This is a genomic window from Streptomyces sp. JLYT201 (assembly GCF_059448825.1).
This window is the reverse complement of record NZ_CM182551.1, coordinates 7,757,831-7,769,793: the sequence shown is the minus strand read 5'-3', so window position 1 is coordinate 7,769,793 and position 11,963 is coordinate 7,757,831. Positions and strand designations below refer to the sequence as shown.

The window sequence follows — 11,963 nt, the reverse complement described above, 5'->3', positions numbered from 1 at the left end:
AAGGGACATAATGAGCCGATACATCCGATGTCTATTTACCTACCGGACATCCGATGTCCGTTCCTGCTGCTCTTCACCGAGGCGAGGTCCCCATGGCTGTCACGGACGAGGCCATCGAAAAGATCAAGGGCATGATCGTCTCGGGTGCGCTGCGGCCCGGCGACCGCCTCCCCAAGGAGAGCGAGCTGGCCGCCGAACTCGGCCTGTCCCGCAACTCGCTGCGCGAGGCGGTGCGCGCGCTCTCCCTGATCCGCATCCTCGACGTGCGGCAGGGCGACGGCACGTACGTCACCAGCCTCGATCCGCAGCTGCTGCTCGAGGCCCTGAGCTTCGTGGTCGACTTCCACCGCGACGACACGGTCCTGGAGTTCCTGGCCGTACGCCGCATCCTGGAGCCCGCCGCGACGGCGATGGCCGCCGCGCGGATCAGCGAGGCGGAACTGGACGCCCTGACGGAGCAGTTGGACGCCCTCGGCGCCGCGCCGTCCGTGGAGGAGCTGGTGGCCTGTGACCTGGAGTTCCACCGCGGCATCGTCCAGTGGTCGGGGAACTCCGTCCTGTGCTCGCTGCTCGACGGCCTGTCCGGGCCGACGACGCGGGCCCGCGTCTGGCGCGGCCTCACCCAGGAGGACGCGGTCAGCCGCACGCTGCACGAGCACCGGGCGATCCTCGGCGCCCTGCGCGACCGGGACGCGGAAGCGGCCAGGTCCTGGGCGACCGTGCACATCGCGAGCGTGGAGCAGTGGCTGCGCTCCACCCTCTGAACTCCGGGGTCCGCGGCCGAACCGGGCACGGCAGGAGTGAGGCGCGACTGACCTGGGCAGTGATCCGGCACTCGGCGCCGCCGGGGGGCTGCGGAGGCCCCCGCGGGACGCCGTAAGGTTGGGGCGTACTTAGCGGAGAACGTCGGAAGGAGGCCTGGGTGATCGAGCTCGAGGGGGTACCCGAGCTGATCGACCCGGTCATGGTGGCCGCGTTCGAGGGCTGGAACGACGCCGGCGACGCCGCCTCCACCGCGGTCGCGCATCTCGACAAGGAGTGGAAGGGCGAGGTCTTCGCGGCACTGGACGCCGAGGACTACTACGACTTCCAGGTCAACCGCCCCACGGTCTGGCTGGACGGCGGCGTGCGCAAGATCACGTGGCCGACGACCCGGCTCTCGGTCGTCCGCGTCGGCGGCGAGAAGCCGCGCGACCTGGTCCTGGTGCGGGGCATCGAGCCGTCCATGCGCTGGCGTTCGTTCTGCAACGAACTCCTCGGCTTCGCCCACGAACTGGGCGTCGAACTGGTCGTGATCATGGGCGCGCTGCTCGGTGACACCCCGCACACCCGGCCGGTGCCGGTCAGCGGCGTCACCTCCGATCCGGACCTGGCGCGCAGCATGGACCTGGAGGAGACGAAGTACGAGGGCCCGACGGGCATCGTCGGCATCCTCCAGGAGGCGTGCACGCACGCGGGCGTGCCCGCGGTCAGCCTGTGGGCGGCCGTGCCGCACTACGTCTCGCAGCCGCCGAACCCGAAGGCGACGCTCGCGCTGCTCAACCGCCTGGAGGACCTGATCGACCTCAGGATCCCCCTCGGCGAGCTGACGGAGGACGCGCGCGCCTGGCAGCTGGGCGTCGACCAGCTGGCGGCCGAGGACAGCGAGGTCGCCGAGTACGTGCAGTCCCTGGAGGAGGCGCGGGACACCGCGGAGCTGCCGGAGGCCTCGGGCGAAGCCATCGCCCGCGAGTTCGAGCGCTATCTGCGGCGGCGCGACGGGGGCGGCCCCGGCCAGGTCGGCGGCGTGGCGTCCGAGGGCGAGGGCGCGGCCTATCTGCGGGACGCCCCGAGCGAGCGCACCCGCCCGCCGAAGCCGCAGCCGCGCCCGGACACGGGCCCGGAGTCCGCCACCGGCTCCGCGGCGAAGCCGTCGGCGGACGACAAGGCCGAGGCCCAGGACAAGGGCGAGGGCGAGCCCGACGGCAGGGTCGGCGATGCGGCGGCCGACGGGCCGACCGGCAAGCCCGGCGACAAGTCGACCGACGAGCCGACCGAAAAGCCCGTCGGTGCCACGGACGCCGAGCCGGAGGACGGCCCGGCCGCCCCGGACACGACCGCCCCGGACACGACCGCACCCGACAAGACCGCATCAGACACGACCGCGCCGAACCCGGCGGAGCCGGACGCCGGACCCGGAGATTCCTCCGAGGACTGAGCGGCCGCGTCCCCGGACGCACCGGCCCGTCCGGCAGTGGGAAGGGGCGGCACCCCGCGGGTGCCGCCCCTTCCCACGCTCCCATCCCATCCGTCTCGCTACCTTTGGCCGGTTTGCGGCGTGACATGGGATTGTCGATGAATTGCACACGGTTCCCCCATCAACTTCCTTTCAAACACAGTTGAGGGAAAGGGGTCTGGACGTTCCGGCCGAGCGGTAGCAGGGTGTGCAGCGACCGAACGCCCGGGGTGCGGCAACCGAAGGGAGCGGTGAAGCGATGACCGACCAGGTGCAGCAGGGCGACGATCCGGGAGGCAGTGGCCCCGGACCGGACGGCGCGGGATTCACCTATCGGGCGACCGAGCAGGAACTCATCGTCGTCGCACGGCCGGAGGCCCGGCTGCGCGCCCAGGAGCACGGTGTCCGCTCGGCGACAGGCGCCGACCTCTCGGCCCTGAACATGTTCCTCAGCGACGAACAACTCACCCTGGAGCCGCTGTTCGGCAGCGAGGACCGGCTCCAGGCGCAGGCGGCGGGCACCGTGGACGACGTGCCCGACCTGACCCTCTTCTACCGGGTGCGCGGCAGCGAGGACCGGGCCCCGGAGCTGCGCGCGCGGATCGCGGCGCTGCCCGGCATCGACACGGCGTACGTCAAGCCCGGCGCCGTCCCCGCCACCCTCGGCGCGATCGGACAGCGGAGCGGCGGCAGCGAGCCCGACGAGGGCCGGCGCCGTAAGGAGGGCGCTCCGATCACGCCCGACTTCACCGGCCGCCAGGGCTATCTGCGCCCGGCCCCCGAGGGCGTGGACGCGCAGTGGGCCTGGCAGCGGCTCGGCGGCGGCGGTGACGGCGTGACCGTCATCGACATCGAGGGCGCCTGGCAGCTCAGCCACGAGGACCTGTCCGCGCGGCTCGCGGGCGTGGTCATCGGCACCCCGATCCAGGACCTGTCCTGGCGCAACCACGGCACCGCCGTGATCGGCGTGCTGGGCGGCGATCGCAGCCCCTTCGGCATCACCGGCATCGTGCCGGACGCCGTGACGGCGGCCGCGTCCTTCCTGCCCAGCGGCACGGCGGCGACCATCCACGCGGCCGCGGACCGGCTCGCGCCCGGTGACGTCATCCTCATCGAACTGCACCGGCCGGGGCCGAGGTTCGACTTCGAGGACCGCGACGACCAGCGCGGCTACGTGGCCGTCGAATGGTGGCCCGACGACTACGCGGCGGTCCGCTACGCCACCGCGAAGGGCATCGTCGTCGTCGCGGCGGCGGGCAACGGCGCCGATTCGCTCGACGACGCCCTGTACGAGCGCCGTCCGGACGAGTTCCCGTCCTGGTGGCGCAACCCGTTCAACCCGTCGAACCCGTCGTCCGACGCCGTCCTGGTCGGCGCGGGCGCGCCGCCGCCCGGCACGCACGGCCGCGACCACGGCCCGGACCGCTCGCGCCTCGCGTTCTCCAACTACGGGGCGCGCGTCGACGCGCAGGGCTGGGGCCGCGAGACCACGACGACCGGCGGCTTCTGGAACCAGCCGGGCGACCTCCAGGGCGGTGTGGAGGAGATCGCCTGGTACACCGACACGTTCTCCGGCACGTCGTCGGCGTCCCCGATCGTGGTCGGCGCGCTCGTCTCGCTCCAGGGCATGCTCAAGGCGGCGGGCCAGCAGCCGATGACGTCCGCACGCGCGCGTGCGGTGCTGCGGGCGACGGGCTCGCCGCAGCAGGACGCGCCGGGCCGCCCGGCGTCGCAGCGGATCGGCAACCGCCCCGACATCAAGGCGGCGGTGACCAAGCTGCTGCCGGAGGCGGTGGGCTCGGGCCGCGCCGAGCGCTACTGGGACGAGCTGCTCCCGTACCCGCCGGAACTCCCGCCGCGCCTGCGGCTCTTCGTGGCCGGGGAGTGGCGCAACCTGAACCACCCGACGCCCGAGATCCGCCAGGCGGTGCACTCCGCCTTCGCCGGCGGGTCCCCCGACGTCCGTGTCTGGTTCTCCGACGACGAGGTCGTCGGCCTGGTCGTCACGGGCTGAACCCCACGGCAAGCACACGGCAAGCACAGGAAGCACGGCAAACGGACCGACCATTGAGGGAAGGTGGCACCCGCATGAGCACCACCCCGCAATTGAGTCAGCTGGGCCAGCAGTACGGTCAGCAGCCCCCCGGCTCGCAGCAGTACGGCCAACAGCAACCGTTCGGTCAGCAGCAGCCGTTCCAGCAGCAGCAATCCCAGCAACAGCCGTTCTCGCAGCAGCCCTTCTCACAGCAGCAGTACGGCCAGCAGCCCTTCGGGCAGCAGGGCCCGAGCACCGCGCCGCCGCAGATCGGCCAGCAGGGCCAGATCGGCCAGCAGCGGCCGTTCGGGCAGCAGGGCCAGCAGCAGCCGTTCGGGCAGCAGGGCCAGCAGCAGCCGTTCGGGCAGCAGGGCATGGGCCAGCAGGGCCAGCAGGGCCAGCAGGGCCAGCAGCAGCCGTTCGGCCAACAGGGCATCGGCCAGCAGATCCAGGGCCAGCAGATCCCGCCGCACCTGCGCCAGCAGATGCAGCAGCTCGGCCAGCAGCAGCCGTTCCAGCAGCTGCTCCAGCAGCTCGGCCAGCAGCAGGTCCCGCAGGCCCAGGCGCCCACGATCTCCACCCAGGCCCTGTCGGGCAACGTGGCGGAGAGCTTCTGGGACGTCATCCAGCCGCTGCCCGGCCAGGCCACGCTGCTCTATCTGCACGTGGACGGCGACTGGCGCGTCTTCATCAACCCGCTCGACCGCACCCGTGACCAGGTGCAGGAGGCGTTCGCGTACGGGCAGCCGGTCATCGGCTACTACGACACCAACAACCCGGGCATCCTGCTCGCCATCGTGATCACCAGGTGATCCGTACGGCGGACGTCCGAGGCACCGGGTGAGACGGCGGCGCCGGGCGGAGTCCTTCCCGCCCGGCGCCGCTCGCGTCTGTCCGCGTGGCCCACAGACGTGCTGACGGGGCCACGTCCGCGTACCTACAGGGCCACGCCGAGCAGGGCGTCGACAGCGCGCGACACCACGCCGGGCGCCCCCTCGTCCGTGCCGCCCTCGGCGTCCTGACGGGCGACCCAGCGGTCCACGGCGGCGAGCGCCGCGGGCGCGTCCAGGTCGTTGGCGAGGGCCTCGCGCAGCTCCTCGACGAGGTGCTCGGCGGACGGCCCGTCCGGCCGGGACACGGCGGCGCGCCAGCGCCCGAGGCGCTCGACGGCGTCCTGGAGGACCTGGTCGGTCCACTCCCAGTCGGCGCGGTAGTGGTGGGCGAGGAGCGCGAGCCGGATGGCGACGGGGTCGACGCCGTCGCGCCGCAGCTTCGACACGAACACCAGGTTGCCCTTGGACTTGGACATCTTGGCGCCGTTGAGCGCGACCATCCCCGCGTGGACGTACGCCTTGGCGAAGGGGTGCTCCCCGGTCAGGGCCTGGGCGTGCGACGCGCCCATCTCGTGGTGCGGGAAGACGAGGTCGGAGCCGCCGCCCTGGACGTCGAAGCCCATGCCCAGGTGGTCGAGGGCGATGGCCACGCACTCGATGTGCCAGCCGGGCCTGCCGCGGCCGAGCGAGGCGCCGTCCCAGCTGGGCTCGCCCTCGCGGGCCGCCATCCACAGCATCGGGTCGAGCGGGTTCTTCTTGCCGGGCCGGTCCGGGTCGCCGCCTCGCTCGGCGGAGAGCAGCCGCATGGCGGCGGCGTCGAGACCCGACACCTCGCCGAAGTGCGGATCGGCCTCTACGGAGAAGTAGACGTCCCCTTCGAGTTCGTACGCGGCGCCCTGGTCCCGCAGCCGCTCCACGAGGGGCACGATCCCGGGTATCGACTCGACGGCGCCGATGTACTCCTTGGGCGGGAGCAGCCGCAGGGCGGTCATGTCCTCGCGGAACAGCGCCGTCTCGGCCTGCGCGAGCTCCACCCAGTCCTTGCCGTCGCGGTTCGCCCGCTCCAGGAGCGGGTCGTCCACGTCGGTCACGTTCTGTACGTAGTGCACCTGCCGCTTGGTGTCGAGCCACACGCGCTGTACGAGGTCGAACGCGTTGTAGGTCGCCGCGTGACCCATGTGGGTCGCGTCGTACGGAGTGATGCCGCAGACGTAGAGACGGGCGACGGGACCGGGCTCGAGGGTGACGAGGCCACCGGTCGCGGTGTCGTGGATCCGGAGGTCGCGGCCCTTGCCAGGCAGGACGGGGACCTCAGAAGCGGGCCAGGCATACATGCCATGAGCCTAACCGGATGCACCGTCCACATACGACCCCGGGGACCATCCCCGGTCCCCCGCCCCCGCGGACGCGCCTACACCGGCGGCCAGGGAATGGCAGGCCACTCCCCCGAAGGCGACGGATGCCGCCCCGCGGCGAGCAGCGCGTCCACCCGCGCCCGGGTGGCCTCCACCTCGGCCGCGGTGAGCAGCTCCCCCAGCCGCGAGGCCAGCGCCCCCGTCGCGGCGAGAGCCTCCCGCAAGCCCCCCAGAGCGGCGACGGCCTCGTCGGTGAGCTTCTCCCCGGCCCACCCCCACAGCAGGGTCCGCAGCTTGTCCTCCACGTGGAACGTGACCCCGTGGTCGATTCCGTACAGCCGCTCCGCGGCCCCCACGAGCAGATGCCCGCCCTTGCGGTCGGCGTTGTTGATCACCGCGTCGAGGACGGCGAGCCGCCGCAGCCGGGCGTCGTCCGCGTGCACGAGCAGCGCCGTGTGCCCCTCCCCGACCTCGGCGAGGCCGACGGCCTTCCAGCCGTCCCCGGGCTCGTCCCCGTCGACGAGGGCGAGCAGCTCCGCGCCCTCGCCTGCCTCGTCGGGCGAGTCGATCCACAGCTGGACCATGCCCTCGCCGTAGGGCCCGTCCCGCAGCACGGTGGGCGGCACGAGCCCCCAGCCCAGCGCTTCGGACACCTCGTACGCGGCGACCTCGCGCTCGGCGAGTGTGCCGTCGGGGAAGTCCCACAGGGGCCGCTCCCCGGCGACGGGCTTGTACACGCAGGACGCCGAGGCGCCGTCGTGCGCGACCGAGCAGTACAGCACCGCGTTGGACGCCTGCCGGATCTGTCCGCGCACGGTCAGCTCACCGCGGGTGAGCAGCTCCGTGGCGGTCAGGCTCCCCGCCGGTATCCGTTCTGGCGCGGGCATACGTGTCCTTCCGGGTCGAGCGGCAGGCTGCACAGCGGGCACGGCGGGCGCCCGGCGTTCACGACGTCGAGGGCGCGCTTGGTGAAGGCTCTGGCCTGCGCTCCGGTGAGCCGGACGCGCAGCATCGGCGGGCCGTTCTCCTCGTCCTGCAGGAGCCTCTCCTCGGCCTCCGCGAGGTCCTCGTCGGAGTCCGCGTCCAGCTCGACGAGGGCCTGCGCCTCCACGATCATCCGTTCGGCCTCGCCGTCCCAGGCCAGGGCCATCGTGCCGACCCGGAACTCCTCCTCGACGGGCGAGTCCAGCGGGGCGCTGTCGGCGACCTCGGTGGGCGCGACGGCGGGCACCGCCGCGCTTCCCCCGCTGCGCCGCACCACCTCGTCGAGGAGCTCTTCCATGCGCTCGGCGAGGGCGGCCACCTGGGTCTTCTCCAAAGCGACGCTGGTCACTCGCACTCCGGCGGACGCCTGGAGGAAGAAGGTACGCCGCCCGGGAAGCCCGACCGTTCCGGCAACGAAGCGTTCCGGCGGGTCGTAGAGGAACACCTGACGGGGCACGTCCTGTCTCCATTGGAATCGACTGCATGTTCTTGGCGCGACAACTGCACTGAACCCTACTGCGGGCGACGATCACGGTCATCGCGCGTCTCACGGTGCGCCCGTGTCTCCCCCCACCTGAGCCTCCTCGCTCGCCGGCTCGGCACGCGGGGCCAGGGACCCGAAGTCCCCGGTGTCCCCGAGGCGGACGAGGAAGGGGCGCAGCCGTGTGTAACGGATCGCCGTGATGGAACACGGTTCTACGGAGATCCGCTGAAAGAGGTCGAGATGCAGTCCGATGGCGTCGGCGACGAGGGACTTGATGATGTCGCCGTGGGAGCACATGAGGTACACGGCGTCGGGGCCGTGGTCGCGCTCCACGCGCGCGTTCCACTCGCGTACGGCCTCGGCGGCGCGGGTCTGCATGGCGCGCAGGGACTCGCCGCCGGGGAAGGCGGCGGCGGACGGGTGCTGCTGGACGACCTCCATCAGCGGCTCGTCGGACAGCTCGGCGAGCTTGCGTCCGGACCAGTCGCCGTAGTGGCACTCGCCGATGCGGTCGTCGCTGTGGACGGTGAGGTCCGGGCGGGCGGCCGCGAGCGGCGCGAGGGTCTCCCGGCAGCGCTGGAGGGGGCTGGTGACGGCTTCGGCGAGCGGCAGCTCGGCGAGGCGTCCGGGCAGCGCGGCGGCCTGTCGTGCGCCGCGCTCGTCGAGGGCGACACCCGGGGTCCATCCGGCGAGCAGGCCTGCGGTGTTGGCCGTGGAGCGGCCGTGCCTGACGAGGATCAGCGTGGGCATGCGGGTCAGCCTAAGCCGCCGAGCGGGTGCGGCAGCAGTGCTGCTTGGGAAGAATGCCCAGCGTGATCGTCGACTGTGCCATCTACCAGCACGGGCGCCGGACCGAGGGTCCCGCGGACTTCTCCGACGCCCTGGACGAGGCGCGTGCGGCGGGGGACGCCTTCGTGTGGATCGGCGTCCACGAGCCGACGGAGGACGAGTTCGAACGGGTCACCCAGGAGTTCGCGCTGCATCCCCTGGCGGTCGAGGACGCCCTCAAGGCGCACCAGCGGCCGAAGCTCGAGGTGTACGAGGACTCGCTGTTCATGGTCCTGAAGCCGGTGGTGTACGAACCGGAGAGCGACACGGTGTCGTCGGGCGAGCTCATGATCTTCATGGGGGACTCGTTCGTGGTGACGGTCCGGCACGGCGAGGGCGCGCCGCTCGGCAGCGTACGGCACCGCCTTGAAGCGGAACCGGACGTGCTGAAGCACGGTCCGACGGCGGTGCTCTACTCCATCGCCGACGCCGTCGTGGACCACTATCTGGAGGTCGCCGAGGAGCTCCAGACGGACCTGGAGGTCCTGGAGGCGGAGGTGTTCTCGCCGGACAGCGGCGGCTCGCGGAACTCGGCGTCGCGGATCTACCGGTTCAAGCGCCAGATCCTGGAGTTCCGCCGGGCCACGGGGCCGCTCGCGATGCCGCTCTCCCGGCTCGCCGGGGTGGGCCCGCCCGGCCGCGCCGTGCCGTACGTGAACGAGTCGGCGCAGCCCTATCTGCGGGACGTCAGCGACCATCTGACGCGGGTGAACGAGTCCGTGGAGGGCCTGGACCGCCTGGTGACGGACATCCTGTCGGCGCATCTGGCGCAGATGAGCGTGCGGCAGAACGACGACATGCGGAAGATCTCCGCCTGGGCGGCCATGGCGGCCGTGCCCACGATGATCGCGGGCATCTACGGCATGAACTTCGAGCACATGCCCGAGCTGGCCTGGTGGTGGGCGTACCCGGCGGTGATCCTGCTGATGGCCGTTCTGGAAGTGGTCCTGTACCGGATGTTCAAGCGCCGGGGCTGGCTGTAGCCCAAGCCCGCGAGCCCACGCGCGCGTGGCGGGGCGCGTGCCTGCGCGGGGCCTGTGAGGGCCTGTAGGGGCCTATGGGGGCTGTCAGGCGAATTCGGGTGCCGTGGTGGCCGGTCCCCCCAGGGCGTCGCGCCGCTCGGGCATCCGCAGGCTCACCATCTTGCGCCAGCCGCCGACGCGTTCGTACGCGTACAGGGCGTGGATGCCCGCCGCGAGGGCCCTGGCCTTGGTTGGCGTCCAGCCGAGGATGCGGCCCATGCGCTCCATGACGGCGAGGCTGACGTCGCGGTAGATCCGGATCTCGACGTGCGCGGTCTCCTGGAGCGTGCGCTGGATGGCGCGGCCGTGGCCCGCGTACGCGAAGCGGAGCAGCTCCTCGTGGCAGTAGGCCAGGTGGTTGTCCTCGTCGTTCGAGATCATCCTCACGGCCTTGCCGATCTCCGGATGGTCGGCGAAGTGCTTGCGGAGCATCACCATCTGGTCGGCGGCCCGCTGCTCGGTGACCCGGCTGTGCGCCAGGTACGTGATGATGTCCTGCTCGGTCAGCGGCTTGTCGCCGCGGAGCTTGTCGTGCGCGAGTCCGATGCCGTGCTTCTCCAGGAGCATCGTGTAGTCGGTGTCGTGCGGGACGTCGCAGGGCTCCAGGCCGCGTTTGCGCAGGAGCGCGTTGAAGATCCGCCCGTGCTTGTCCTCGTCGGCGCCGTGCCGGGCGATCTTGGGGGCGAGGGCGCGCTGGCTCTCGGGCACGAGGGCGGCGATGCGCCCGTTCTCCCAGCCGCCCTGGGACTCCCCGCTCGCCGCGATGGAGCAGAACAGCCGGAACGACTCGTCGTTGTCGACGATCTCCCCGAAGAGACTCTTGGCCGAAAGCATCCCAGGCACCTCCATGCCGTCACGCACCACACGGACTTCCGCAAAGAACGAGTCAAATGCGGAGTGCGGAAGGAGGCAACAGGTGTATGGGTCAGCTCCGCCGAACGAAGGAGTTCCGCGGGCCGAACGGAGCCGTAACCGGAGGGCGCGTCGCGGCGTTGTGCTCCGTGACGGCCGTGGCGGGGAAGACCCCCCGAGCCCCCACCACGGCCGCAGAAATCGTCAGGCCACCCCGGCCCGCTCCAGGGCCTCGGTGCCCGCCCGCAGCGCGGTGAGCCGCTCCTCGAGCGTGAAGCCCGCGGGCGACAGGGTGAGGGTGGTGACCCCGGCCGCCGCATAGGCCCGCATGCGGTCGGCGATCCGGTCCACGGAGCCGAGCAGCGACGTCGAGTCGATGAGCGAGCGCGGCACGGCGGCGGCCGCGCCGTCCTTGTCGCCCGACAGGTACTTCTCCTGGATCTCGGCCGCTTCCTTCTCGTAGCCCATGCGGCACGCGAGCTGGTTGTAGAAGTTCTGCTTGCGGCTGCCCATGCCGCCCACGTACAGCGCCGCGTACGGCCGGAACATGTCGGCCAGCGCGTCGATGTCCCCGTCGCCGTCCTTGCCGACGGCCAGCGGCAGCGTCGGCACGACGTCGAAGCCCTCCATCGTCTTCCCGGCCTTCTCGCGACCGGCCCGCAGGTGCTTCAGCGCTGTCTCCTCCAGGTGCTCGGCGGCCGGGAAGATCAACAGGGCGCCGTCGGCGATCTCGCCCGTCTGCTCCAGGTTCTTCGGGCCGATCGCCGCGATGTACAGCGGGATGTGCTCGCGCTGCGGGTGCACGGTGAGCTTGAGGGGCTTGCCGGGGCCGCCCGGCAGGGGCAGCGTCCAGTGCTCGCCCTCGTACGACAGGCGCTCGCGGGTCATCGCCCTGCGGACGATCTCGACGTACTCGCGCGTACGGGCCAGCGGCTTGTCGAACTTCACGCCGTACCAGCCCTCGGAGACCTGCGGGCCCGAGACACCGAGGCCCAGGCGGAAGCGGCCGCCGGACAGCGAGTCGAGGGTGGCCGCCGTCATCGCCGTCATCGCGGGCTGCCGGGCCGGGATCTGGAAGATCGCCGAGCCGATGTCGATGCGCTCGGTCTGGGCCGCGACCCAGGACAGCACGGTGGCCGCGTCCGAGCCGTAGGCCTCGGCCGCCCAGCAGACCGCGTAGCCCAGCTTGTCGGCCTCCTTCGCGACGGTGAGGTTGTCCGCGTCCATCCCCGCGCCCCAGTAGCCGAGGTTGATCCCGAGCTGCATGGCCGAATCCCCTTACTGATGAGTAACGTCCCTGTGCCGGGGACTGTAGCGCGCGGCCGCGCGATCCGTCAGGGGCCGACCGCGCGGGT

General features: G+C 71.9%; 11 protein-coding genes. 5 read left to right on the top strand and 6 right to left on the bottom strand.

Going from position 1 to position 11,963, the window contains the following annotated elements:
* Positions 1 to 92: 92 nt before the first annotated feature.
* From AC5WAM_RS33050 to AC5WAM_RS33035, 4 genes are all read left to right on the top strand, one after another.
* Positions 93 to 764, top strand: coding sequence for a FadR/GntR family transcriptional regulator (locus tag AC5WAM_RS33050; RefSeq protein ID WP_138958717.1), 672 nt, complete (start codon positions 93 to 95; stop codon positions 762 to 764).
* A 158-nt stretch (positions 765 to 922) separates the two neighbouring features.
* Positions 923 to 2,197, top strand: a complete 1,275-nt coding sequence (locus AC5WAM_RS33045) for a PAC2 family protein (protein ID WP_495519779.1) — start codon at positions 923 to 925, stop codon at positions 2,195 to 2,197.
* Positions 2,198 to 2,474: 277 nt separating this feature from the next.
* Complete coding sequence (locus AC5WAM_RS33040) at positions 2,475 to 4,229, top strand: S8 family peptidase (protein WP_495519778.1); 1,755 nt, start codon at positions 2,475 to 2,477, stop codon at positions 4,227 to 4,229.
* 74 nt (positions 4,230 to 4,303) lie between these two features.
* A complete protein-coding gene (locus tag AC5WAM_RS33035; protein WP_495519777.1) occupies positions 4,304 to 5,062 on the top strand; it encodes a hypothetical protein in 759 nt (252 codons plus the stop codon).
* Positions 5,063 to 5,187: 125 nt separating this feature from the next.
* Here AC5WAM_RS33035 and mshC read toward each other — a convergent pair whose 3' ends face one another.
* From mshC to AC5WAM_RS33015, 4 genes are all read right to left on the bottom strand, one after another.
* Complete coding sequence (gene mshC / locus AC5WAM_RS33030; protein ID WP_495519776.1) at positions 5,188 to 6,417, bottom strand: cysteine--1-D-myo-inosityl 2-amino-2-deoxy-alpha-D-glucopyranoside ligase; 1,230 nt, start codon at positions 6,415 to 6,417, stop codon at positions 5,188 to 5,190.
* Positions 6,418 to 6,494: 77 nt separating this feature from the next.
* Positions 6,495 to 7,325, bottom strand: coding sequence for an SCO1664 family protein (locus tag AC5WAM_RS33025; protein ID WP_495519775.1), 831 nt, complete (start codon positions 7,323 to 7,325; stop codon positions 6,495 to 6,497).
* Positions 7,289 to 7,879 carry a DUF3090 domain-containing protein gene (locus AC5WAM_RS33020; RefSeq protein WP_138958722.1) on the bottom strand — a complete coding sequence of 197 codons (591 nt, stop codon included), beginning with the start codon at positions 7,877 to 7,879 and terminating at the stop codon, positions 7,289 to 7,291. Before AC5WAM_RS33020 ends, AC5WAM_RS33025 begins: the two co-directional genes overlap by 37 nt.
* Positions 7,880 to 7,969: 90 nt before the next feature.
* Complete coding sequence (locus AC5WAM_RS33015; protein WP_366789656.1) at positions 7,970 to 8,656, bottom strand: histidine phosphatase family protein; 687 nt, start codon at positions 8,654 to 8,656, stop codon at positions 7,970 to 7,972.
* Positions 8,657 to 8,718: 62 nt separating this feature from the next.
* Between AC5WAM_RS33015 and corA the strand changes: the two genes are divergently transcribed.
* Positions 8,719 to 9,717, top strand: a complete 999-nt coding sequence (gene corA / locus AC5WAM_RS33010; protein ID WP_366789654.1) for a magnesium/cobalt transporter CorA — start codon at positions 8,719 to 8,721, stop codon at positions 9,715 to 9,717.
* 84 nt (positions 9,718 to 9,801) lie between these two features.
* Here corA and AC5WAM_RS33005 read toward each other — a convergent pair whose 3' ends face one another.
* Together AC5WAM_RS33005 and AC5WAM_RS33000 are read right to left on the bottom strand one after the other, a co-directional pair.
* The gene (locus AC5WAM_RS33005) at positions 9,802 to 10,590 is read right to left on the bottom strand and encodes a ferritin-like domain-containing protein (protein WP_495519774.1); all 789 of its coding nucleotides are present in this window, start codon (positions 10,588 to 10,590) and stop codon (positions 9,802 to 9,804) included.
* A 222-nt stretch (positions 10,591 to 10,812) separates the two neighbouring features.
* On the bottom strand, positions 10,813 to 11,874 hold the full coding sequence (locus tag AC5WAM_RS33000) for an LLM class F420-dependent oxidoreductase (RefSeq protein ID WP_172387599.1): 1,062 nt from the start codon (positions 11,872 to 11,874) through the stop codon (positions 10,813 to 10,815).
* Positions 11,875 to 11,963: the final 89 nt, after the last annotated feature.